The organism is Vreelandella alkaliphila, assembly GCF_016107625.1.
Taxonomy (GTDB): Bacteria; Pseudomonadota; Gammaproteobacteria; order Pseudomonadales; family Halomonadaceae; genus Vreelandella; species Vreelandella alkaliphila.
Map to the genome: position 1 here is coordinate 65,211 of NZ_JABASV010000004.1, position 21,964 is coordinate 87,174.

22 protein-coding genes are annotated in these 21,964 nt (G+C 52.2%); 1 reads left to right on the forward strand and 21 read right to left on the reverse strand.

Annotated elements, in window-relative coordinates:
• Positions 1-214: 214 nt before the first annotated feature.
• From JFC11_RS07370 to JFC11_RS07405, 8 genes are all read right to left on the reverse strand, one after another.
• Positions 215-625, reverse strand: coding sequence for an NUDIX hydrolase (locus tag JFC11_RS07370; protein WP_051626496.1), 411 nt, complete (start codon positions 623-625; stop codon positions 215-217).
• 58 nt (positions 626-683) lie between these two features.
• Entirely contained in the window at positions 684-1,655 is a 972-nt protein-coding gene (nrdF, locus tag JFC11_RS07375; protein ID WP_038485235.1) for a class 1b ribonucleoside-diphosphate reductase subunit beta, read from the reverse strand.
• 43 nt (positions 1,656-1,698) lie between these two features.
• The gene (gene nrdE, locus JFC11_RS07380; RefSeq protein ID WP_084183738.1) at positions 1,699-3,912 is read right to left on the reverse strand and encodes a class 1b ribonucleoside-diphosphate reductase subunit alpha; all 2,214 of its coding nucleotides are present in this window, start codon (positions 3,910-3,912) and stop codon (positions 1,699-1,701) included.
• Positions 3,879-4,328 (reverse strand): class Ib ribonucleoside-diphosphate reductase assembly flavoprotein NrdI, encoded by a 450-nt coding sequence (gene nrdI / locus JFC11_RS07385; protein WP_051626497.1) that lies wholly within the window; start codon positions 4,326-4,328, stop codon positions 3,879-3,881. Before nrdI ends, nrdE begins: the two co-directional genes overlap by 34 nt.
• 9 nt (positions 4,329-4,337) lie before the next feature.
• Positions 4,338-4,559, reverse strand: a complete 222-nt coding sequence (nrdH, locus tag JFC11_RS07390) for a glutaredoxin-like protein NrdH (RefSeq protein ID WP_009722061.1) — start codon at positions 4,557-4,559, stop codon at positions 4,338-4,340.
• Between the two features lie 372 nt (positions 4,560-4,931).
• Complete coding sequence (locus tag JFC11_RS07395; RefSeq protein WP_198349106.1) at positions 4,932-5,543, reverse strand: superoxide dismutase; 612 nt, start codon at positions 5,541-5,543, stop codon at positions 4,932-4,934.
• Between the two features lie 232 nt (positions 5,544-5,775).
• The gene (locus JFC11_RS07400) at positions 5,776-6,702 is read right to left on the reverse strand and encodes an electron transfer flavoprotein subunit alpha/FixB family protein (protein ID WP_038485241.1); all 927 of its coding nucleotides are present in this window, start codon (positions 6,700-6,702) and stop codon (positions 5,776-5,778) included.
• A 14-nt stretch (positions 6,703-6,716) separates the two neighbouring features.
• Positions 6,717-7,466 carry an electron transfer flavoprotein subunit beta/FixA family protein gene (locus tag JFC11_RS07405; protein ID WP_038485245.1) on the reverse strand — a complete coding sequence of 250 codons (750 nt, stop codon included), beginning with the start codon at positions 7,464-7,466 and terminating at the stop codon, positions 6,717-6,719.
• Between the two features lie 422 nt (positions 7,467-7,888).
• Between JFC11_RS07405 and JFC11_RS07410 the strand changes: the two genes are divergently transcribed.
• Positions 7,889-9,553 (forward strand): electron transfer flavoprotein-ubiquinone oxidoreductase, encoded by a 1,665-nt coding sequence (locus tag JFC11_RS07410; protein WP_198349107.1) that lies wholly within the window; start codon positions 7,889-7,891, stop codon positions 9,551-9,553.
• A 50-nt stretch (positions 9,554-9,603) separates the two neighbouring features.
• Here the strand turns inward: JFC11_RS07410 and JFC11_RS07415 are convergent, their stop codons facing one another.
• From JFC11_RS07415 to plsX, 13 genes are all read right to left on the reverse strand, one after another.
• Positions 9,604-11,811, reverse strand: coding sequence for an ATP-dependent helicase (locus JFC11_RS07415; RefSeq protein WP_198349108.1), 2,208 nt, complete (start codon positions 11,809-11,811; stop codon positions 9,604-9,606).
• Positions 11,808-12,374, reverse strand: a complete 567-nt coding sequence (locus tag JFC11_RS07420) for a DUF1285 domain-containing protein (protein ID WP_198349109.1) — start codon at positions 12,372-12,374, stop codon at positions 11,808-11,810. Before JFC11_RS07420 ends, JFC11_RS07415 begins: the two co-directional genes overlap by 4 nt.
• 31 nt (positions 12,375-12,405) lie before the next feature.
• The gene (locus JFC11_RS07425) at positions 12,406-13,239 is read right to left on the reverse strand and encodes a TatD family hydrolase (RefSeq protein WP_038485258.1); all 834 of its coding nucleotides are present in this window, start codon (positions 13,237-13,239) and stop codon (positions 12,406-12,408) included.
• Between the two features lie 76 nt (positions 13,240-13,315).
• Positions 13,316-13,651 (reverse strand): PilZ domain-containing protein, encoded by a 336-nt coding sequence (locus tag JFC11_RS07430; RefSeq protein ID WP_095603132.1) that lies wholly within the window; start codon positions 13,649-13,651, stop codon positions 13,316-13,318.
• Positions 13,652-13,689: 38 nt separating this feature from the next.
• Positions 13,690-14,673 (reverse strand): DNA polymerase III subunit delta', encoded by a 984-nt coding sequence (locus tag JFC11_RS07435; RefSeq protein ID WP_198349110.1) that lies wholly within the window; start codon positions 14,671-14,673, stop codon positions 13,690-13,692.
• Positions 14,664-15,317: a dTMP kinase gene (gene tmk / locus JFC11_RS07440; RefSeq protein WP_198349111.1), complete on the reverse strand. Its 654-nt coding sequence runs from the start codon at positions 15,315-15,317 to the stop codon at positions 14,664-14,666. Before tmk ends, JFC11_RS07435 begins: the two co-directional genes overlap by 10 nt.
• A gap of 63 nt (positions 15,318-15,380) precedes the next feature.
• On the reverse strand, positions 15,381-16,388 hold the full coding sequence (mltG, locus tag JFC11_RS07445; protein WP_038485269.1) for an endolytic transglycosylase MltG: 1,008 nt from the start codon (positions 16,386-16,388) through the stop codon (positions 15,381-15,383).
• Between the two features lie 30 nt (positions 16,389-16,418).
• Positions 16,419-17,225, reverse strand: coding sequence for an aminodeoxychorismate lyase (pabC, locus tag JFC11_RS07450; RefSeq protein WP_038485272.1), 807 nt, complete (start codon positions 17,223-17,225; stop codon positions 16,419-16,421).
• 6 nt (positions 17,226-17,231) lie between these two features.
• The gene (gene fabF / locus JFC11_RS07455) at positions 17,232-18,470 is read right to left on the reverse strand and encodes a beta-ketoacyl-ACP synthase II (protein WP_038485274.1); all 1,239 of its coding nucleotides are present in this window, start codon (positions 18,468-18,470) and stop codon (positions 17,232-17,234) included.
• Between the two features lie 193 nt (positions 18,471-18,663).
• The gene (gene acpP / locus JFC11_RS07460; RefSeq protein ID WP_008956801.1) at positions 18,664-18,897 is read right to left on the reverse strand and encodes an acyl carrier protein; all 234 of its coding nucleotides are present in this window, start codon (positions 18,895-18,897) and stop codon (positions 18,664-18,666) included.
• A 124-nt stretch (positions 18,898-19,021) separates the two neighbouring features.
• The gene (gene fabG / locus JFC11_RS07465) at positions 19,022-19,765 is read right to left on the reverse strand and encodes a 3-oxoacyl-ACP reductase FabG (protein WP_038485281.1); all 744 of its coding nucleotides are present in this window, start codon (positions 19,763-19,765) and stop codon (positions 19,022-19,024) included.
• Between the two features lie 66 nt (positions 19,766-19,831).
• Complete coding sequence (gene fabD, locus JFC11_RS07470) at positions 19,832-20,791, reverse strand: ACP S-malonyltransferase (protein ID WP_095603137.1); 960 nt, start codon at positions 20,789-20,791, stop codon at positions 19,832-19,834.
• Between the two features lie 150 nt (positions 20,792-20,941).
• Positions 20,942-21,961 carry a phosphate acyltransferase PlsX gene (gene plsX / locus JFC11_RS07475; RefSeq protein ID WP_198349112.1) on the reverse strand — a complete coding sequence of 340 codons (1,020 nt, stop codon included), beginning with the start codon at positions 21,959-21,961 and terminating at the stop codon, positions 20,942-20,944.
• Positions 21,962-21,964: the final 3 nt, after the last annotated feature.

Sequence of the window (21,964 nt, forward strand, 5' to 3'; positions counted from 1 at the left end):
ATGAACGATTTGCGTTTCGTTTAAGCAGTGCATAGCCTAACACTAATAGAATAAATGACAATATTTATCATTAGCATTCAATAGTGCTTCGCTGCAGACCGTCACTCCAGCATAAAAAAGGGCGCCAAGTGGCGCCCTTCAGTAAAGACATAGGGTCTGTAAAAATACAGGTTCAGTAAAAACACAGGGGCAGTAAAATACAGGGAAAGCGCTTCTAAGCAGCAACCACAACATGCTGTTTGGTCAGCGGTGCCAACGGCAGCTTTAATGCCTCTTCGCGGGTTACCCAAACCGTTTCAGCAATCTCCGCCCCAGCATGGACAGGCTGATCAATCACCAGACTGAACAACTGCGCTTCAATCACGGTGTCTGGCTCATTGGCTGCTAAAGCACGCTGCATGCCCAAAGGAAGTAACTGATCACTTGCTATACGTAAGCCAACTTCTTCCTCTAACTCACGGCAGAGTGCCGCTATGGCTTCCTCTCCCTGCTCAATTTTACCGCCTGGTTGCATAAAAAATCGCGTGCCCTGCTTGCGTACTAGTAGCAAGCGCCCTGAAGAGTCGCTCACGACTGCCGCTGCTATTTTCAGCAAATTCTGCGCCTTATCAATATTGCCCGACACTGCTCCCTCCTTGCCTCATCAAGCTATCAACGACGTTGAAAAGCCGCCGATGGTAAGCTTAAAACGCCCAGTCGTCGTCTTCGGTGGCAACGGCCTTACCAATCACGTAGGAAGAACCAGAACCGGAGAAGAAGTCGTGGTTTTCATCCGCACTCGGAGAAAGCGCGGCCATAATGGTTGGATCGACGTCGGTGACGCTGCTGGGGAACAACGGTTCAAACCCGAGGTTCATCAGCGCTTTATTGGCGTTGTAGTGAAGGAATTTCTTCACGTCTTCCGTTAAACCCACCTCATCATAGAGCGATTCGGTGTAGCGCACTTCGTTGTCGTAAAGTTCTAGCAGCAGCTCATAAGCGTAGTCTTTCACTTCTTGCTGGCGCTCGGGCGTGGCTTCTGCCAGCGCTTGCTGGAACTTGTAGCCAATGTAGTAGCCGTGCACGGCTTCATCACGAATGATCAAACGAATCAGATCAGCCGTGTTGGTCAGCTTGGCGTGGCTCGACCAGTACATCGGCAGGTAGAAACCCGAGTAGAACAGAAATGACTCAAGGAAGACGCTAGCCACTTTACGCATTAACGGATCGTCGGAGCGGTAACGCTCAAGAATCAACTCAGACTTCGCCTGCAGCGTCGGGTTTTCTTCACTCCAGCGAAACGCATCATCTACATCCCGCGTCGCGCACAGTGTTGAGAAAATCGAGCTGTATGAGCGCGCATGCACCGATTCCATAAAGGCAATATTGGTATAAACCGCCTCTTCATGGGGTGTGCGTGCATCCTCCATTAATACCGGCGCTCCCACGCTGCTCTGGATTGTATCGAGCAGCGTCAGGCCAGTGAACACGCGAATCGTCAGCTGTTTTTCCTGCTGTGTCAGGGTGTTCCACGATTGAATATCGTTGGAGAGCGGCACTTTTTCCGGCAGCCAGAAATTGCTGGTCAGGCGGTTCCACACTTCCAGGTCTTTATCATCCTGAAGGCGGTTCCAGTTGATCGCATCGACCCGCGATAAGCGTTGCATAGTGGTCATCAGAATTCTCTCACCAACATGATCTAATAAAAGCGATATACGATTACAGCGAGCAGGAGACGCAGCCTTCTACTTCCGTACCTTCAAGCGCGCTCTGGCGTAAACGGATGTAGTAAAGCGTCTTGATGCCCTTACGCCACGCGTAAATTTGCGCTTTGTTGATATCCCGCGTGGTGGCGGTATCAGGGAAGAACAGCGTCAACGACAGACCCTGATCAACGTGTTTAGACGCTTCAGCATAGGTATCGATAATTTTCTCAGGGCCAATTTCATAGGCATCCTGGAAATAATCGAAGTTCGCCTCGTTCAAGAATGGCGCCGGATAGTAAACACGCCCCAGCTTGCCTTCTTTACGGATCTCAATTTTCGCTGCCACCGGGTGAATACTAGAGGTAGAGTGGTTGATATATGAGATAGAACCCGTTGGCGGCACCGCCTGCAGGTTACGGTTATACAGTCCGTGCGCCATTACCGATGCCTTTAGCGCCTGCCAATCTTCCTGGGTAGGTAATGCAATACCGCTACGCTCGAACAAGTGACGCACTTTCTCAGTTTTCGGCAGCCACGCTTGATCTGTGTACTTATCAAAGAAAGCGCCCGATGCGTAGGTGGAGTCTTCAAACCCTGCAAAGGCTTCGCTGTGTTCGATCGCCAGCTGGTTAGACGCACGAATCGCATGGAATGCCACGCAGTAGAAGTAGAGATTGGTAAAGTCCAAGCCCTCTTCCGAACCATAATAAATGTGTTCACGCGCCAGGAAACCGTGCAGGTTCATTTGCCCGAGGCCAATGGCGCGAGACTTGGCGTTACCTTCAGCAATGGAAGGCACACTGCGCAGGTTGCTCATCTCAGAAACCGCGGTCAAACCACGAATGGCAATCTCAACGCTGGTGCCAATATCGCCTGAGTCCATCACTTTAGCGATGTTCATCGAACCAAGATTACAGGAGATGTCCTGACCGACCTGACGATAGCCAAGATCGTCATCGTATTCGGTGGGCGTATTCACCTGGAGAATTTCAGAGCAAAGGTTGCTCATATTGATACGACCGGCAATCGGATTCGCACGGTTAACCGTATCTTCAAACATGATGTACGGATAGCCCGATTCGAACTGTAGCTCGGCCAGGGTTTGGAAGAATGCACGTGCATTGATCTTGTGCTTACGAATGCGCGCATCCGCGACCATTTCATGGTACTTCTCGGTCACGCTGATATCCCCAAACGGCACGCCATAAACCCGCTCAACATCGTAGGGCGAGAACAGGTACATATCGTCGTTGCGCTTGGCCAGCTCAAAGGTAATGTCCGGAATCGTTACGCCCAGCGACAGCGTTTTAATGCGGATTTTTTCATCGGCATTTTCACGCTTAGTGTCGAGAAAACTCAGAATATCCGGGTGGTGAGCATTTAAATAAACCGCACCTGCGCCCTGGCGCGCACCTAACTGATTAGCGTAGGAGAAGGCATCTTCCAGCAGTTTCATAATCGGGATAATACCCGAGGACTGGTTCTCGATACGCTTAATGGGTGCGCCGGACTCGCGGATATTAGTCAACAAGAAGGCAACACCGCCGCCGCGCTTAGAGAGCTGCAACGCGGAGTTAATCGAGCGACCAATCGACTCCATGTTGTCTTCAATACGCAGCAGGAAGCAGGAAACCAGCTCACCGCGCTGCTGTTTACCGCAGTTCAGGAAAGTCGGCGTAGCAGGCTGAAAACGGCCGCTAATAACTTCATCAACCAGTGACTTGGCCAATGCCTCATCGCCACGCGCCAGCGTCAACGCCACCATGCAGACACGGTCTTCATAGCGCTCAAGGTAACGCTTACCGTCGAACGTTTTCAGCGTGTAGCTGGTGTAATACTTGAAAGCGCCCAAGAAGCTCGGGAAACGGAATTTATAGGCGTATGCCTGCTCAAACAGCGCCTTAATAAAGGCAAAGCTGTACTGGGCCAGCATTTCTGCCTCGTAATACTGCTCTTCCACTAGGTAATCGAGCTTCTCTTCCAACGAGTGGAAGAACACGGTGTTTTGATTAACGTGCTGCAGGAAATACTGGCGGGCGGCTTCGCGATCTTTATCGAGCTGCAATTCACCGTTGGCACCGTATAGATTCAACATCGCGTTCAGCGCATGGTAATCCAGGGTACGCGCCTCGGATGCCCCCGCAGTAGGCCGTTTTGTTTCTGCCGAGTTTTTTGTAGCAACGTTGTTAGAAGCTACGTTGTTAGAGACTGAGCTTGACGTTTCCAAAACTCTTCTACTCCTTTGCGGACCTTGGCGACATCGTCGTCAGTGCCAAACAGTTCAAATCGATAAAGCAGCGGCACTTGGCACTTTTGGGCAATGATTCGCCCTGCCAACCCATATGCTTCACCAAAATTCGTATTACCAGCGGCAATAACACCCCGTAAGAGATGTCGATTGTGCTCATCGTTTAAAAATCGGATCACCTGCCCCGGCACTGCCCCTTCGGCATAGCCGCCACCATAGGTAGGTGTCACTAATATGTAGGGCTGTTCTATGCGTGGTGTCGGTTCTTCACGGTTTAGTGGCAGCCGCTGAGCGCTTAAGCCAAGCTTTTGTATAAAACGGTGGGTATTGCCTGACTTAGTGGAAAAATAAACTAAAGAACGATTACGCCCAGCTTCCACATCAGCGTTTTGCATAGCGACGTTTTACGCTAGTGCTTGAATGCGGTCAGGACGAAAACCAGACCAATGATCCTCACCCGCAACCACGACGGGTAACTGACGATAACCCAGCGCTTCCACTTCCTCCTGGGCACCGCTTTCAGCAGTAATATCGATAACGGTATATTCTAGGCCCTGCTTATCCAGCGCACGGTAGGTAGCAGTGCATTGAACACAAGCAGGCTTGCTATAAATTTGGATATCCATGGCTATTTTTTCCTTTTCATAGCGGTGTTTTTCGGGTAGAGCATATCTTGTGCTCGCCCTCTCTGGAAGACACAACGCATACTATATATAGACCATGAGAAAATCAATTCAAGCATATATGGTATTTTTTCATCCACAGGTTATTGACAGCTCGTACCCAATATCATACCCAGCAGCCTCTCAATAGCCGTCTAAAACACCCCTCCCCTAACCACCCCACGAACGCTCTCAATAGCTCTCATTAGGGCCATCACAAGAGCGGCTTCAGAAATAGCTAAACCTTCTCCCAAAAACAAAAAAACCGCTTCTCAATGGAAGCGGTTTTTTTCCAAGGCGCCAACGAGCTTGGCGCCTTTCTCACAGCGCGTGAGTTTAGGCGATAGCCGCCTGATAACGACGCTCAACATCTTCCCAATTGACTACGTTAAAAAAGGCTTCTACGTAATCAGGGCGCTTGTTTTGGAACTTCAGGTAGTATGCGTGCTCCCAAACATCCAGACCCAATACCGGCGTGTTGCCATGCATTAGCGGGCTGTCTTGGTTCAGGGTATTTTCAACGACCAGCTTTTTCTCAGGTGTAACGGAAAGCCATGCCCAGCCGCTACCAAAGCGACCCAACGCTGCTTTCTTGAACGCTTCCTTGAACGCATCAAGACCGCCTAGTTCAGCTTCAATAGCTTTTGCTACATCACCCTGAGGCTGGCCACCGCCATTAGGTGACATCATTTGCCAGAACATAGAGTGGTTGGCATGGCCGCCGCCGTGGTTAATAACGGCTTGACGCTTCTCTTCAGGTACACGATCAAGATTGGCAACCAGCTCTTCTACCGGCACGTCTTCAAGGCCCGTGCCTTCAAGCGCAGCATTCAGACTAGTGACGTAAGTGTTGTGGTGACGAGAGTGGTGAATCTCCATCGTCATCGCATCGATATGCGGCTCAAGTGCGTCATAAGCGTACGGTAATTCTGGAAGTGTATGTGCCATGCTAACTTCTCCTTAAGTGGCTTTTGTTACGTTCACTCAACTAGGTGTGGTCTTACCCCACCTTTTTCAACCATCACGGCTATAATTAATTACCGTGAGCAGCGATTATTGATAACCGATACGTTTTATACCCCAGTACCTTAGTCAACTATTGGCAGTTTATCGAACTCATCGCCAATAAAAAAGCCGACTTCTGGTGAAGTCGGCTTTTAGCCAGTTTAGATTCAGTGGCTTATAGCTTGCTTTCAAGCTCCGGCAGAACCTCGAAGAGATCACCCACCAAGCCGTAATCGGCGACTTGGAAAATGGGCGCTTCTTCGTCTTTGTTGATCGCAACAATGACTTTAGAGTCTTTCATGCCCGCCAAGTGCTGAATAGCACCAGAAATACCCACAGCAATATACAGCTCAGGGGCCACAATCTTACCGGTTTGGCCAACCTGCATATCATTGGGCACAAACCCAGCGTCTACGGCCGCTCGTGATGCACCAATGGCAGCACCCAGCTTGTCAGCAATGCCGTCAAGCAGCTTAAAGTTTTCGCCGTTGCCCATACCACGACCACCAGACACCACTACTTTGGCACCGCCAAGTTCCGGACGGTCGGATTGCGCCAGCTCTTGCTTAACAAAGCTAGACTGACCATTTTCGACCACTACTTCTACCGCTTCTACAGAGCCGCTACCCGTGCTCTCGACCGCATCAAACGCAGTGGTACGCACGGTCATCACTTTCAGTGCGTCGTCGCTTTTTACTGTGGCGATGGCGTTGCCCGCATAAATTGGACGCAGGAAAGTATCAGCACTTTCAACGCCAATCACGTCGGACAGCTGGCTAACATCTTTTAAGGCAGCCAAGCGCGGCAGTACGTTTTTGCCAGTGGTAGAGGCGCTAGCCAACACGTGGGTATAGTCGCCAGCCAACTCAACCAATAGAGCGCCCATTGGCTCGGCAAGCTGATGGGCGTAAACAGCGTTATCGGCAACGCGAACTTTATTGACGCCTTCAAGCTTTGCAGCAGCATCAGCCGCCGCCTGAACGCCTTCACCGGCCACCAGCACGTCAATGTCACCACCAATCGCCTTGGCAGCAGCAACTACGTGAGCGGTTGCGCCCGCTAACTGACCTTCATGAAGGTCGGCAAGTACCAGAATGCTCATGAGATCAGCTCCTATTAAAGCACTTTGGCTTCGTTTTTCAGTTTGTCGATCAATTCATCTACCGAGGCGACTTTAACACCACCTTTGCGCTCTGCCGGGGACTCCACTTTGAGCAGGCTAACCTTGGAGGCCACTTCAACCCCATAATCAGCGGGCGTTTTGGTATCCAGCGGCTTCTTCTTAGCCTTCATGATGTCGGGCAGCTTCGCGTAACGCGGCTCGTTCAAACGCAAATCGGTGGTAACGATAGCGGGCAGAGAAAGCGCTACGGTTTGCAGACCACCATCGATTTCGCGAGTGACGTTGACCTTGTCACCGTCAACAGCAACCTCAGAGGCAAAAGTACCTTGGGGTAGATTGGTCAGCGCGGCCAGCATTTGGCCCGTTTGATTGTTGTCGGTATCGATAGCCTGCTTACCGAGAATCACTAAACCAGGCTGCTCTTCGTCAACAACCTTAGCTAGCAACTTGGCTACCGCAAGCGACTCAACGCGCTCGTCGGTTTCAATATGAATAGCACGGTCTGCCCCAAGCGCTAGCGCGGTGCGCAACTGCTCTTGAGCCGCCTTAGGGCCAACGGTAACGGCCACGACTTCTGTCGCAACACCCTTCTCTTTGAGGCGCACCGCTTCCTCTACGGCAATTTCGCAGAAGGGGTTCATGGCCATTTTGACGTTGGTAAGATCAACGTCAGAGTTGTCCGCTTTCACGCGGATTTTGACGTTATAGTCGATGACGCGTTTAACCGCGACGAGTACTTTCATAGATTCCTCGCTTGGCTTGTGATGGAAGCCGTTAGCTTGTCTCAGCATCGTACCAGCTGATGCTTCTAAAATAGGGGCGACGTGTATTTAAAACGACACCTTAAAAAATTCATGCAAGCGTTTGATAGGTCTGTAAATGAAAAACCCTATCAATTTGCCACAACCTAGTGACTAGCGACAACACCGATTAACTACGGCCTTGGTCGTAGCAGCGATGTAAACTCGATGGATAAATGGTGCTTTTGCCATCGTAGGGGTGACCTTACAGGGGTATTATGCCTATCATGGAGCACAACCAGAAGCAAACGACCGTTTAAAATTAAGGCCATCTTTTTATAAGCTAGTTCTCATAACGCTCATTTGACGTTTGTACAGGCTAGTTTTTGTAAATAATGGCTCTTATGAGAATAAGGAGAAGCCGGGTGGAAAATGTTGAACGCGATGTCATGGACTTCGATGTAGTCATTGTCGGAGCTGGCCCCTCTGGCCTAGCTTCCGCTTGCCGCCTAATGCAACAGGCAAATCAAGCAGAACAAGAATTGACGGTTTGTGTAGTAGAAAAAGGCTCCGAAGTCGGCGCCCATATTCTTTCTGGTGCTGTCTTTGAGCCCCGCGCACTGGCAGAACTATTTCCTGATTGGGAAGAGCGCGGCGCACCGCTTAACACACCTGCCGTTCGTGACGATGTTTATCTATTAAAAGATGCTCAAAAAGCGCAAAAAATTCCTAATGCGCTAGTGCCAAAAAGCATGCATAACACTGGCGGCGATCTTACCCGCTATGTGATTAGCGCAGGCAACCTATGCCGCTGGCTGGCCGAGCAAGCCGAGACTCTTGGGGTGGAAATTTTCCCTGGCTTTGCTGCTCAGGACGTAATTATCGAAGATGGTGCAGTACGCGGCATCCTCATTGGCGACATGGGTGTTAGCGCAGATGGCACTCCCAAAGATGGCCATATGCCAGGCATGGAACTGCGCGCGAAATACACGCTATTTGCCGAAGGTGCCCGCGGCCACTTGGGTAAACGGTTAATCAAAGAGTTCTCACTAGATGCTGGTCGTGACCCGCAGCACTATGGGATTGGCTTGAAAGAACTGTGGGATGTTCCCGCCGACAAACATGAACCCGGACTTGTGCTTCACGGCTCGGGCTGGCCGCTTGAAAAAGACACTCACGGCGGCTGGTTCCTTTACCACGCAGAAAATCAGCAGGTCGTCGTTGGCCTCATTATGGATCTTGGTTATAAAAACCCCTGGCTGTCACCTTTTGATGAATTCCAGCGCATGAAGCATCACCCGGTGCTTAGCCAATATTTAGAAGGCGGCAAACGGGTTGCTTATGGTGCGCGCGCCATTACCAAAGGCGGCTTTAACTGCCTACCGAAAATGACGTTCCCGGGTGGTCTATTGATTGGCTGCGATGCGGGCACGCTGAACTTTGCCAAAATCAAAGGCCTGCACACAGCGATGAAATCCGGCATGGTCGCTGCAGAAAGCGTCTTTGAAGCCATTAAGGGGGGTGATGAAGGTGCTCAGGAGCTAAGTAGCTTCACTGAGAAATGGCAAGCCAGCTGGGCCTATGAAGAGCTAAAAGAGAGCGCAAGCTTTGGCCCTGCTATCCATAAATATGGCACGGTAGGCGGCGGTGCTTACAACTTCGCCAATCAACTACTGGGCAATAAGCTACCCAACGTTCACGACACCACCACCGACCACGGCGCGCTAAAACCTGCAGCCGAGTTTGAAAAAATCACTTATCCGAAGCCCGATGGCAAATTGTCGTTTGATAAATCGACTTCCGTCTTTTTGTCCAACACCAACCACGAAGAAGACCAGCCCTGCCATCTGCGCCTAGCAGATCCAGAGCTGCCGATTCGCGACAACCTGCCAACCTATGCAGAACCGGCCCAACGCTACTGCCCTGCGGGGGTTTATGAAGTGGTAGAAGATGATCAAGGCAAGCCACGCTTCCAGATCAACTTCCAGAACTGCGTGCACTGCAAAACCTGCGATATTAAAGACCCTGCCCAAAATATTACCTGGGTAGCACCAGAAGGCGGCGGCGGGCCTAACTATCCCAATATGTAACCATCCGACTATGTAATCCGCATCACTAGAGTGCCATACGGCGCGGCCAGTTACGCTGGCTGCGCCGGTGGCTCTAAGCACTCAATCGGCGCACGTCGAGCAATGAGACGACGCCGACCCGCCTGTGCGAAGCGCACATCGATAACAGGATCGGAGGGGTTACCTTCTACCGAGGCCACCTCACCTTCTCCAAACACGGCATGCATCAAGCGTTGTCCTGGGTAAAAGTGTGCATCAGCCTGGTAACTTGTCGCCACCTCATTGGCCTGCGGCGCCGCCAGCTCAATATCTGTTCGTCCTAACCGCTCAAGATAGCGCTTCACCAAGCTCGGCGATGTTACCTGCACAGCCGTTACGGGTGTATCTTGGCGCGACAGACATGACGCCACCCGCAAACTATCCTGCCAAGCGCTTTCCGCAATAAAGCGACTAGGCCGATGAACACCACCATCATGCAACACCAGCAGCTGCTCTTGAGCCCGCGTAATCGCTACGTAAAACAGTCGTCGCTCTTCTTCTAACCTCTCATCATTGAGCGGATTGTCTCGACTGTAGTGCGGAAAGTCCTCTTCGTTCACTCCAACAACGGCGACCAACGGCCACTCCAGACCTTTCGCTCCGTGAACCGTGCTAATCAGAACACCGCCAGCTTGGTTCTCTACTGGACGTTCGAGCAGTTCGATAAACGCATCTGGATCTTTCACGCTATCGGCTTGCTCGATAAGCACATCCAATAGACGAACGTCCTCTTCGCCCTTATCGCGTCTTGCCGCTGCTCGCTTTAAGGTTTTTTCCGCTTCGATCGTTTCCACCACATGACTCAGCAGCTTTGCAGGCGGCCAACCACTTAATTTGGGCAGCTCACATAGCAGCGCCCAGCGTTTTTTGAGCGTGCGGCGCTGCAGCGGCTTTAGAGAGGTTAGTACCGGCTCGTGGCGTTCAGGCCAGCGCTGGGTGCTGGCCAGCTGATAAGCGAGCTGCTGAAGCCGCTCACGGGCAACAAAAGGCGTTGGCTGAGAGAGCAAAAGCAAGAGTTGCTCTGGGTCGTGCAGCAGCTCTGGCTGGCGAGACAGTTTCAAATAGCCAGCCAATGCCTGCACGAGAGGGAGTCGGAAAACGAAACGGTCTTCTCGTTGAAGACGAAATGGAATACCCGCCTGCAGTAACGCCAACTGAAATGGCACCGAAAGCGCCCAACTACGCACCAGCAGACTAACATCGCTCAACGCGCGCCCCTGCGCTTGCCAATCGACTAAGGCATCAAGCAGCAGTCGGCTGCCCTGACCAACAGATATATGGGTCTCAGGATTATTAGCATCCGCTAAACAGAGCTGGTCTGGTCGGCGCTGATTAGCCATGATGGCATGGTTTGCGGTTAGCGCCAGCGCGTGGCCATGACGAAACGTGATAGAGAGCGGGTAGTCTGTGGCGCTGCCAAACGTGGCGGTAAAGTTTTCCAGCATGGTGTCAGGGCGTGCGCCCCGCCATTCGTAGATGCACTGATTCGCATCACCTACCGCCATCACATTGGCGCTGGAGCCCGCCAACACCGCCAGCAACCGCTGCTGGGCAGTATTAATATCCTGGTATTCATCAATGATCACATGATCAAGAAAACCTTCCACACGACTGCGCAAGGTCTGTTCAGCTTCTAACACTTGCAGGGGCCGGTAGAGCAAGTCAGCGTAGGTCATGACGCCTTCAACGTGCAACAACCGTTCAGCTTCATCAAATGCTCTGGGAAAGTAGTCAGTATCCGGCTCGTAATTAAGACGCTTGTAAAGTACATCAGCGGATAGCATTTCTGCTTTTACCAGCCCACAGAAGTGAGCAAGCGCTTCTAATCGGTCGCCTTCGATAGCCGCATCGCGACGCTCAACGGCATCGTGAAGCACATTCAAGCTCGCCTGACGCAAAAGGCGCTCTAGCTGCCAATCAGCAGACAGCAGGCGTCTCGGCGCAAGCGCTCCCCAGCGACACAGACTCTGCGTCAACCGATAACCAAGGGAGTGAAAGGTACGCACATCTGGCAATGGCTGCCCTTGAGGCGCCATGTTAATCAGGCGACGTTGAAAATCGTCTCGAGCTGAGCGGTTAAACATCAGCACCAGCATACGCTTCGGCGACACACCAGACGCCAACAGGTGGAGCACCCTTGCCGCCATGGTAGTGGTCTTACCCGCCCCCGCGACAGCCGCTACGCGGGCATGCCCCTCGCGATGATGGACAACGGCTTGCTGTTCAGCGGTTAACTTCACGTCACCTCGCCTGGCATCGCATCATTGGCATTAAACTGACCTAAGACATACCAAGATCCTGCGCTGTAGAGTCGGCATTGGCATTCGCCGTCGTCTGCTTCGCTCAGCGTGGCCTGCTCGACCAATCGATAATACACATTGCGATGCAAGCGAGCCGCTAGCCCAAAGCGCACGGCACACTCAGGAGCAAGGACACCCTCAGGCGTTTTGGAGAGACGAAGCGGGTGCTCTGCATCCACACGAACAACGTCATCGAACTGGGTCGTCAGCCACCAGGCATCATCGTGAAAATCTGCTTCTACCGCCACGAACGGGCAGTCAACCACGGTGACACGCCAACGTTCAACAGGCGTTACCAGGCAATAGCCATCGGCATCGCGTCGTAATAGGCTCGCTAACAACCGTGGTATGGCAAGGCGCTCAAACGGCTTTCCTTCATGCAGCCACGTGCCATCAGCCTGAATAACGATATCAATATCGCCACTAAGTGCTGGCTGCCACTGATCAACGGGGGGAATCGTCGCCGAACCGTTAAATTGCTGCATAAGCCGATCAATATTCATCGCTTACCTCCCAGGCTGTGCTTACAGCCACTTATACCACTAAACCGGACTGCGCCAACGCTTCCTTTACGTTATCAGGTGCATCGGGTACGGCAGCGCGGAACAGATGATAAAAATTGGCGGTGGTTTGCATCGCCACTTCATCAACGCTGATCCCTCGTTCTTTAGCGATACACTCTGCCACCTCAACCACCCAAGCAGGTTCGTTGGGTTTTCCACGATAAGGAACAGGCGCCAAATAAGGGCTATCGGTTTCAATCAGCAGCCGATCAAGCGGCAGTTTTCTGGCCAGCTCTCTAAGCGACGCAGCATTACGGAAGGTAATAATACCCGATAGCGAGATATAGAACCCAAGCCGCACAGCTTCACGCGCCATGTCTAAATCTTCAGTAAAGCAGTGTAATACGCCGCCTACCTCCGGATTAGTGTGCTCACGTAGCAACGCTAACGTGTCTTCTTTCGCTTCACGGGTATGAATAATTACCGGCAGCTCTAGCTCATTGGCCGCAATTAAATGGCGCTTAAACCGCTCGCTCTGAACCTCTACAGGCACGCTGTCCTGATAGTGATAATCCAACCCTGTTTCACCGATGGCGACGGCACCGTACTGTTCAGCAGCATCAACAATATCGCTAACGCTTGGCTCTTTCGGAGCCTGATGAAGTGGATGCAGTCCCGCCGAAATAACCACGTCGTGGTGCTCACGAGCGATTGCCGCCAACCCCGGCATCTCCTCAAGCGTCACCGCAACAGCCAAGAACTGGTTCACATTAGCAGCACGAGCAGCCGCCAGCGTTGCGGCAATATCGCCGTCGTGGGTTAGCTCAGATAAACGGTCTAAATGGCAGTGGGAATCAACAAACATGCAGCTCTCTTAAATTCTCGTAAACAGGTGAAGGGCAGGCTTTGTTCAGTGTTATTGCGGTGCTAACTCGCGGCTATCAAAGCGTAAAGGACGGAGGTGCTTTATCTAATTGGCCAGCCAACAACGTTTCAATGCGATCACGTACTGAGTAGTCCTGCTGGCTGAAATGTACCCCAATACCTGGCATTCGCTGTCCACTCACGCCCTCAGGAGAAACCCAAACAACATGGCCGGAGATAGAAAGACGTTCACTCTCTCCTGGCAGGGTCAGCAATAGATAGACCTGCTGCCCAAGTCGATAAAGCGCTTTAGTCGGGACAAAAATACCGCCTCTATCTAGAAAAGGCATATACGCGGAAAGTAACGTCGGTATATCCGGCATTGTCAAAGAAAGTGCTTTTTGAACCGTCATAACAGCCTCCTTGGCAACAACCCTATTTAGCAACAGCCCTAGGAGCGTAACAGCGCCGACCAGCGTACCAGCCACGCTTCAAGCACTAGCTGAGGGTTCGGGTTAGCGCCGACTGCGAATAAACGGCGCTGCTCTCGAGCATAATCCAGTAATCGGAACCAATCCTGCACCCGTCCATTTTTCATCGCTTGACGGTATAACGGCTCTAAATCAGGGTTATGCAGCACCGTAGTTTCGCCAGACAAGCCCAGCCGGATCAAGTCTTCAAGCCAAGCAATACCGTACCACAAGATGGCATCAATGGCCTGACGATCAAGCCTGGCAGCTTCTGAAACAGGCTCAGCACCACGCACTAACTGCTCGAAACTGTCATGAATTTGATGGCGAAGTGCGCGCTCCTCTGGCGTTGCTAATTCCACTGCCAGCAGCGGCAAACCACCCGACACTCGCCACCAAAAATGTGCTTCGTCGCTGCCAAGTTTTTCAGTCAACCAGCCTTGGCAATCCTCAAAGGGGACACTGGCTAATGGCCACTGCTGACAGCGGGAACGAATCGTGGGTAGCGTGCGCGAAGGCACGTCTGACAGCAGAATAAATAGCGTTTTATCGCCGGGCTCTTCAAGGCTTTTGAGCAGTGCGTTTGCCGCTGCAATATTCATTGCTTCCGCAGGAGAGATCACGATCACACGATACCCCCCCTGCTGCGCGGTTTGCGAAACAAAGCGGTTTACATCACGTATGGGGTCAATGCGAATCTGACGCTTACCCTCTTCGGGAGAAATGCGCATCAAGTCGGGGTGGTAGCCCGAAGCCAGCATGGCACAGCTATGACAGTGGCCGCAGGCTAGCTCGCCAGGCTGGGCGCATAACGTTCGAGCAATCAACGCTTCCGCCAACTGCTGCTTGCCAACTCCGTGAGCACCGCTGATTAACAGTGCATGCGGCAGTCGTCCTTCATTGGTGAGACGAATCAACTGCTGCCACGTAGACTGATGCCAAGGCAGCACTCCCGCTATTGCCATATAGCCACTCGCTCTTCTAGCGCTTGAGCTAGAGACGCCTGGACTTGATCAAGCGCTTGCCCCGCATCAACAATGGCAAAACGCTGGGGGGCGGCAGCGGCACGCTCTAAGTAAGCCCGCCGCACTGCTTCGAAAAAGGTTACTTGCTCTTGTTCAAAGCGATCACGCTGCGTTTGCTGGTCTCTTAAACGCCCTTCAAGACGCTCTTTCGCAGCCTCAGGTGACATATCGAGTAACAGGGTTAGATCTGGGGAGAGACCTTTTTGCACGAACTGTTCCAGTTGCGCAATCCGATCTATCGCAATACCGCGGCCACCACCTTGGTAAGCAAAGGTAGCGTCGGTAAAACGATCACAGATCACCCAAGCACCGCGTTCAAGGGCGGGCACTATTTTTTGCGCTAGATGCTGGGCTCGCGCGGCAAACATTAATAGCAATTCGGCATCGCTGTGCAAGGGCTCATCGAAAGAGGGATCAAGCAGCAATCCTCGAATCGCTTCAGCGCGTGGCGTCCCCCCGGGCTCACGGGTTCGCACAACCTCTATCCCGCGCTCTTGTAGCCATGTCTCTACAAACGCCACGTTAGTAGATTTTCCGACTCCCTCACCACCTTCAAGGGTGATGAAGCGTCCGCGCTTGCTCATTGAAGCCCCTTACTCAGTAAATTCGAAAAAAACACATCGCAGTTAAACAATGACTCAACCTAATTAGCGATTACGAATATAGCGATTAACCGCATTATTGTGCTCACGTAACGTACGTGAAAAATGGTGGGTACCATCACCGCGCGAGACGAAGTAAAGCGTTTCTCCGGGCAGCGGACTCACAGCCGCCTCAAGGGAGGCACGCCCGGGTAAGGCAATCGGCGTTGGTGGCATACCGTCAATCACATAAGTGTTATAGGGAGTCGCCTCACGTAAATCCGCACGCGTAATTCTGCCTTCATAGCGCTCGCCCATGCCATAAATGACGGTGGGATCTGTCTGCAAGCGCATCCCCTTCTCCATACGACGTTTAAAGACGCCTGCAATCTCCCGACGCTCTTCCGGCGCACCTGTTTCACGCTCAATGAGCGATGCCATAATGAGCGCTTCGTAAGGTGTGTCGATGGTCAGGTCATCATCACGCCCGTCCCAGACTTCTGCTAGAATCTGCTCCATGCGGGAAAGCGCCTGACGTAGAATATCAACGTCACTCATACCCAGGTGGTAGCGGTAGGTATCAGGGAAAAACCAGCCTTCAGGAAAAGTCCCCTCTCGATCCAGCAACGACATAATTTCGTCGTCACTTAACTCTGCCGTCCGATTCTCAAGTTTTGGCGCACTGTCCAACAGCTCGCGCATCTGGCGGAACGTCCAGCCTTCGGGAATCGTTAACGGATAAGTGACAACGTTATTGCTCCCCAATAGAGCAATCAGTTCAAGACCGCTCATGCCTGGGGTTAGCTGATACTCCCCCACCCGTAAGCGTGGTACACGCTCAGGTTCAACACGCGCCAATAATTGAAATGCCCAAGCATCTTCAATAAAACCCTGGCTTTCCAGCTCTCGAACGACCTGATTGAACCCAGCACCCGCAGGAACCTGGTAAAGCGCGGGCTCCTCAAGTGTGACAGGTGCCGATAAGCGCTGCTGCCAGTAAGCATAGCCGCCCACAACGGCTGCGAATCCAACCACGACCACGACACCTACGGCAGCTAAAAACCGTTTCACCATGACACCTCAATAATGTTGATAAAATTCTGCCTAACGGGATGTCGGCGAATAGCCAAGTAAGTCATGGCCTATTGCTTGCAGCCTATCTTGGCCTGTCAGCGACCAGGACTGCAGAACTTCACCTGTTTCACTTAACAGCTTATTCACTGGCCACACACCTTGTACCGAGTTAGCTACCCAAAGACGCTCAACTTCATGGATAGCGTTCAGCGCAATAGGGGCTTCCTGTACCACGCCATGATCCAATAATGCCGCTCGCAGCGTACCCGCCACGCCGCACTGCGATAATGGCGGTGTGAAGAGCACTCCTGCTTGCTGCCAAAAGACATTCATACTGGTGGCTTCCACCAGCCAGCCATCAGCATCTCCAAGCAACCCCTCGGCGATGTCGGGATCACTCCACTCCTGGCGCGCGAGTACATTTTCCAATCGATTAAGGTGTTTAATGCCTGCTAAAAGCGGCTGATGCCCCAAACGCAACTGACAAATCCGTACGTTAACTCCCTCATGCCAACGGTCAGCATTTACCACAAAAGGCGTTCTACGGCTAAGCAAGCGAGGTTGAGAGCTATCCGGCGTTGCATACCCTCTCCCACCGCTTCCTCGGGTTAGGATTAGTTTGAGTATTTCAAGCTCGGCGCGAGACGGAGATTGCCAGGTGGCGACCAGCTGCTCCATGGAGGGCAACGGAATATTCAAACGCTGACAGCCCAGCAGTAAGCGTGCGTAATGATAATCCCATAACACAGGGACACCAGCGCGCAGCAGCACTGTTTCAAATACTCCGTCACCATACGCAAGCCCTCGGTCGTCAAACGGCACCTGGGGCATTGGCATTGCGTGTTATACCTTTTTAAACAGCAGTGAACCGTTGGTACCACCAAACCCAAACGAGTTTGAGAGCGCTATTTCAATGGGCATCTTCCGCGCGGTGTGCGGTACGTAATCAAGATTACAGCCTTCCTGTGGGTTATCCAGGTTAATGGTCGGCGGCGCAATCTGGTCTCGAATAGCCAGAATACTAAACACCGCTTCAACCGCTCCTGCAGCACCTAACAGGTGGCCAATCATTGATTTGGTAGAGCTCACGGCAACCTGCTGAGCTGCGCTACCAAGCACTTTTTCAATCGCCCGACTTTCTGCTAAGTCACCCGCTGCGGTAGACGTGCCATGCGCGTTAATATAATGCACATCCGCTGGATCAATACGCGCATCTTTAATGGCATTGCTCATGGAAAGTGCAGCACCACGCCCATCTTCCGGCGGCGCCGTCATATGATAGGCATCATCACTCATACCAAAGCCTGCAAGCTCTGCGTAGATGTTGGCACCACGCGCTTTAGCGTGCTCGTACTCTTCCAAAACAAGCACACCCGCACCGTCTGACAGCACAAAGCCGTCACGATCAGTATCCCACGGGCGACTCGCCGCCTGAGGGTCTTCATTGCGAGTAGAGAGCGCTCGCGCGGCCGAAAACCCGCCCAACCCTAATGGGGTAGTGGCCATTTCCGCACCGCCACAGATCATTACATCGGCATCGCCGTATGCAATCGTGCGAGCACTGTAGCCAATATTATGGGTACCCGTTGTACACGCTGTGGTAATCGCGATATTCGGGCCTTTGAAGCCGTGCTGAATCGCCATGTTGCCAGAAATCATATTAATGATTGAACCTGGCACAAAAAACGGCGAGACGCGGCGTGCGCCACCCTTATTCAGCGCATTATGGTTATGTTCAATCATCGGCAAACCACCAATGCCTGAACCAATAGCCACCCCAATGCGCTCAGCATTCTCTTCGGTACATTCAAGCCCCGAGTCCTGAACGGCCTGGGCTCCTGCCGCCATGCCGTACTGGATAAACAAATCCATCTTGCGTGCGTCTTTAGGGTTCAGATAGGGGCTAATATCGAAATTTTTAACCGATCCTCCAAAACGCGTGTTGAAGCCACTTGTATCAAAGTGCTCAATCGGCGCTATGCCACTTTTGCCGGCGACAATATTTGCCCACGACTCATTAACACTGTTACCCACTGGGGTCACCAGGCCTAACCCAGTTACCACTACCCTTCTTCGCGCCATTAGCTTTCCTCCAGGCATCCATGGTGACACGACCCATCTGGGTCATTTGCTGCAGAAATTCGGTGACTAGTATAACGGAGATTGAACGTTATATTCATTGTGACAACAAAGCAAAAAAGCCGCCCCTACTCAGGACGGCTTTTCATACGGGTGGGTAAGCACCCCACCCTGGTTCACTGCTTCGACTCAACCCTTACTGATGGGCGTTTACGTAGTCGATAGCTTCTTGAACCGTGGTGATTTTTTCAGCTTCTTCGTCAGGAATTTCAGTATCAAATTCCTCTTCAAGCGCCATCACCAGTTCAACGGTGTCAAGAGAATCAGCACCCAGGTCTTCAGTAAAAGAAGAGCTATTCTGGATATCTTCTTCTTTAACGTTCAGGCGCTCTGCCACAACTTTCTTAACGCGCTCTTCAATAGTACTCATCAACGTACTCCAGTCGTTCACATTAGCCGTTTTTGATAACCAGCCATTTGGAAACCGCAAGCCAAAAGCTGCGGGGTAGTTTATAGACGCCCTTAAGCTGACGCAACCGCCAAACCTAAGGCCATCAACGCATATTCATGCCGCCGTTAACGTGTAGCGTTTCGCCAGTGATATAACCTGCAGCATCACTTGTCAAAAACCCAACGGCAGCGGCAATTTCCTCAGGCCCGCCTAAACGCGAAAGAGGAATTTGCTTAAGCAGCATTTCATGCTGCGCTTCAGGCAACGCTTCTGTCATATCCGTTGCAATAAACCCAGGCGCAACCGCATTAACCGTAATAGCACGGGAAGCGACTTCACGCGCTAAAGCACGACTAAAACCTTCCATTCCTGCTTTGGCGGCGGCGTAGTTAGTTTGGCCTAGGTTACCCATCGTTGCCACTACAGAACTTATCGACACGATACGCCCAAAGCGCGCCTTTGTCATACCACGCAGACATGCCTTACTAACGCGATAAACAGATTTGAGATTGGTATCCATCACGGAGTCCCACTCATCCTCTTTCATGCGCATTAACAAATTGTCACGGGTAATACCGGCATTATTGACCAAAATCGTGGGCGCACCAAAACGTTCGCCAATTGTTTTGAGCACCTGATCAATACTCTGCTGATCAGTAACATTAAGGCACATACCTGCACCTTCAATGCCATGCTCTTTTAGATCCGCATCAATTTTTTCAGCACCCGATTCGCTAGTGGCAGTTCCCACCACAATACGTCCTTGACGCCCAAGCTCATGGGCAATGGCTCGCCCAATACCTCGGCTAGCACCAGTAACTAGTGCAACTCTTCGTTCTTGAGTCATAACGTTCTTCCTTCAACCTAACTAAGCAAGGGTAGCGGAAAATAGTGACTTATCACGCACCATTTTTCACGCACCACCCGCCGACGCCTCACGTGCTAACTCAAGGGCTGAATCCAGGCTATCAGGATCATTTACCGCCAACCCTTTGGCACTACGCACAATGCGCTTATTCAATCCGGTAAGCACTTTACCAGGCCCACATTCAATGAACACATTAGCACCTTGCTCGACCATCGCTTCAACGCAAGATGACCAACGAACGGGCTGATACAACTGCTCGATTAAGCGCGTACGCAATGTCTCAATATCAGCATGGGCTTGCGCATCGACGTTTTGGATAACCGCATAACGAGGGGCACGCAGCTCAATTTTTTGCATAGCCTCGGAAAGTCGCTCAGCAGCTGGCCGCATTAACGCACAATGGGAAGGTACTGACACCGGCAGTGAAAGCGCTCGCTTGGCTCCCGCTTCCTGGCAGGCTGCGATAGCACGCTCCACGGCATTTTTGCCACCTGCGATAACAACCTGCCCAGGCGAGTTGTAATTAACGGCAGATACCACTTCTCCTTCAGCCGCTTGGGCACAGGCCGCTTCAACTGCGCTATCGTCAAGCCCCAGGATCGCCGCCATGCCACCTTCTCCTGCAGGGACAGCTTCCTGCATGGCTTCACCACGCAGGCGAACAAGGCGCACGCCTTCAGCGAACCCCATCACTCCAGCGCAAACCATAGCACTATATTCACCAAGACTATGGCCGGCCATGACACTTGGGCGAGGCCCTTCCAACTCTTGCCAGATACGCCAGATAGCTACGCTGGAGGCAAGTAGTGCCGGCTGAGTGCATGCCGTCGCATTCAACGCTTCTTCTGGACCTTCCTGGACGACTTTCCACAAATCGTAGCCCAGAGCGTCTGACGCTTCCTCAAATGTAGTTCCCACCACACTGTAGCGCTCGGCTAGCTCTCGCAACATTCCAAGTTGCTGAGAGCCTTGCCCGGGAAAAATGAGGGCAAGGGGTTGAGACATGTCGTTCACCTTTGCTCTTGTAGGCATTTGCTCAGTTGAGCGATAAGCGTGCTATTGGCGCCGTTGCTAAAACAGCTTTTGGCACATACTGCTACCACCAATAGCCCGCAAAAATATATAACGTCTTATTATCTACTGCGCTGATAGCGCTCAAGAACACGACCAGCGCGCTGCAATTCGTACAGGCAAATCATGCTCCACTTCTTGCAATGCACGCTGAATTGCATAATAAAAACCATCCGCTTGGGTGCTGCCGTGGCTTTTCACCACAATACCCTGCAACCCCAAGAGGCTGGCCCCATTATAACGTACAGGGTCTAGCTCCCGCTTAAGCCTCTTCAGTACAGGCCTGGCCAGTATACTTGCCAAACGCCCACTCAGGCGTGATTCAAACGCCATTTGTACACGTTCCACCAACATACGAGTCAAGCCTTCACTGGCTTTCAACGTGACATTACCAACAAAGCCATCGCAAACCACGACGTCAAGATCACCCTGAAAAATATCCCCACCCTCGGCATAACCAAGGTAATCAAAGCTTAAATCGCTGGCACTTTCACGCAGCAAACGATCCGCTTCGCGCACACTCGCACTTCCTTTCGTGGCTTCAGACCCCACATTCAACAAGGCAACACGAGGCCGCCTAATGCGATCCATACACTGAGCCATGGCGGCACCCATCATGGCAAAATCAAACAGCCTGGATGCAGGCGAATCTACATTTGCCCCTAAATCAAGCAAATAACAGCGTCGCCCTCCACGCGCGGGGATTGCAGTACTGATTGCCGGCCTGGAGATACCAGGCAACATACCAAGTTCGCGCCTCGCTAAAGCGACCAAAGCTCCGGTATTTCCCGCACTCACGCCTGCAACCGCTTCACCTGAAGACAGGCTACGCAGCATACACGCCATGCTGGTAGCGCCTCCGCGGCGCATTGCCCAGGCAGCAGTTGCCGCTTGAGAAACGCTTTCTGGAGCATCGGCTGCCACCAAACGTGACGTTGCCGCAGCCAAAGGCTGCGGCAAACGCGAAAGTTCAGCATCAATCTGCTGACGCGGACCAAACAGAGTTAATGCTAGGTCGGGGCGTTCAACAACCGCCCTTGCGGAGCCTTCGATAATGGCACGGGGGCCTTGGTCACCCCCCATTACATCAATCGCTAGGCGCACACA

Excerpts from the sequence above, each read along its gene's own strand:
- nrdF (WP_038485235.1), bottom strand. The coding sequence starts at position 1,655 with ATGACCACTATGCAACGCTTATCGCGGGTCGATGCGATCAACTGGAAC.
- nrdI (WP_051626497.1), bottom strand. The coding sequence starts at position 4,328 with ATGCAAAACGCTGATGTGGAAGCTGGGCGTAATCGTTCTTTAGTTTAT.
- nrdH (WP_009722061.1), bottom strand. The coding sequence starts at position 4,559 with ATGGATATCCAAATTTATAGCAAGCCTGCTTGTGTTCAATGCACTGCT.
- JFC11_RS07395 (WP_198349106.1), bottom strand. The coding sequence starts at position 5,543 with ATGGCACATACACTTCCAGAATTACCGTACGCTTATGACGCACTTGAG.
- JFC11_RS07400 (WP_038485241.1), bottom strand. The coding sequence starts at position 6,702 with ATGAGCATTCTGGTACTTGCCGACCTTCATGAAGGTCAGTTAGCGGGC.
- JFC11_RS07405 (WP_038485245.1), bottom strand. The coding sequence starts at position 7,466 with ATGAAAGTACTCGTCGCGGTTAAACGCGTCATCGACTATAACGTCAAA.
- JFC11_RS07420 (WP_198349109.1), bottom strand. The coding sequence starts at position 12,374 with ATGAATATTGATCGGCTTATGCAGCAATTTAACGGTTCGGCGACGATT.
- JFC11_RS07425 (WP_038485258.1), bottom strand. The coding sequence starts at position 13,239 with ATGTTTGTTGATTCCCACTGCCATTTAGACCGTTTATCTGAGCTAACC.
- JFC11_RS07430 (WP_095603132.1), bottom strand. The coding sequence starts at position 13,651 with ATGACGGTTCAAAAAGCACTTTCTTTGACAATGCCGGATATACCGACG.
- JFC11_RS07435 (WP_198349110.1), bottom strand. The coding sequence starts at position 14,673 with ATGGCAATAGCGGGAGTGCTGCCTTGGCATCAGTCTACGTGGCAGCAG.
- tmk (WP_198349111.1), bottom strand. The coding sequence starts at position 15,317 with ATGAGCAAGCGCGGACGCTTCATCACCCTTGAAGGTGGTGAGGGAGTC.
- mltG (WP_038485269.1), bottom strand. The coding sequence starts at position 16,388 with ATGGTGAAACGGTTTTTAGCTGCCGTAGGTGTCGTGGTCGTGGTTGGA.
- pabC (WP_038485272.1), bottom strand. The coding sequence starts at position 17,225 with ATGCCAATGCCCCAGGTGCCGTTTGACGACCGAGGGCTTGCGTATGGT.
- fabF (WP_038485274.1), bottom strand. The coding sequence starts at position 18,470 with ATGGCGCGAAGAAGGGTAGTGGTAACTGGGTTAGGCCTGGTGACCCCA.
- acpP (WP_008956801.1), bottom strand. The coding sequence starts at position 18,897 with ATGAGTACTATTGAAGAGCGCGTTAAGAAAGTTGTGGCAGAGCGCCTG.
- fabG (WP_038485281.1), bottom strand. The coding sequence starts at position 19,765 with ATGACTCAAGAACGAAGAGTTGCACTAGTTACTGGTGCTAGCCGAGGT.
- fabD (WP_095603137.1), bottom strand. The coding sequence starts at position 20,791 with ATGTCTCAACCCCTTGCCCTCATTTTTCCCGGGCAAGGCTCTCAGCAA.